Source organism: bacterium, assembly GCA_029210545.1.
Taxonomy (GTDB): Bacteria; BMS3Abin14; BMS3Abin14; order BMS3Abin14; family BMS3Abin14; genus JARGFV01.
Genome location: JARGFV010000203.1, coordinates 1 through 929, shown reverse-complemented (window position 1 = coordinate 929; position 929 = coordinate 1). Strand labels below are relative to the sequence as shown.

Genomic DNA, 929 nt, shown 5'->3' with positions numbered 1-929 from the left:
TCTCTCCACATAATTTTCCGCGGAAAATTATGCACAATTTAACAATCTGTTAACTCTGGGGACTGAATATTCTCTTCCATCCGCCATTTTTTCCGGCCCCTTCAGGGGGACAGGAAAAAATGGCGGAGAGAGAGGGATTCGAACCCTCGATACGCCTTTTGGGCATATACTCGCTTAGCAGGCGAGCGCCTTCGACCGACTCGGCCATCTCTCCTGTTGATAGTCGCCAAAATCCGTGCGGGATTTTGGCTTACCGACAATCGAAAAGCGTGGTTTTCGCTTGTCTCACGGATCGAACAAATGGCCCCTGGCACACGATCCGGGCACCTTTCCCAGGTGCGGCTGTGAACTTCTTGGTAACCGCGAAAGCCTGTGCAGGGCTTTCGTTTCACCTCTTTCCCGTTTCACGAATCAAGCATTACAAGTTAGCGATAAGTATTTCAAAGGTCAACCCGAAATTCCAAATTCCCTACTGTTCTCGCATTCGGAATTTCGGGTATGGAAGACCCTCTCCTGGTTTTGTTTTCCTATTCCGCCATTTATTCCCATCCCCTGACATTGAAGCGAATCATATTACGCCCATCGACGCGTCGCATTGGCGGATGGCTCCTTGCTCAGGGCGCCATTCACCGCGCCTTTGGTTTTGTGGCCTGCCATGAGCAAGCCCCTGACAACGCGGGGCGCGTCGAATGGCGGAGGAGGAGGGATTCGAACCCCCGGTGAGTTGCCCCACAACGGTTTTCAAGACCGCCGCCTTCGACCTCTCGGCCACTCCTCCGCTATTTTTTTGCGCCTCGACGGTGCAAAAAAATAGATGAAAAACCTTTTCCAACTCCTGGTTCCAGATACTGATGTTGATAGAGTCGCAAAAAGTCCAATCCGGGACTTTTCGCTCCACGGAAAGGGAAAAGCGTCGTTTTCCCTTTCCT

Annotated in this window: 2 tRNA genes; both read right to left on the bottom strand. The window is 51.6% G+C overall.

Annotated elements, in window-relative coordinates:
• Window positions 1-120: 120 nt before the first annotated feature.
• Window positions 121-214 (bottom strand) — tRNA-Ser (locus P1S46_12300).
• 476 nt (window positions 215-690) lie between these two features.
• Window positions 691-778: transfer RNA gene (locus P1S46_12295), tRNA-Ser, on the bottom strand.
• Window positions 779-929 lie beyond the last annotated feature (151 nt).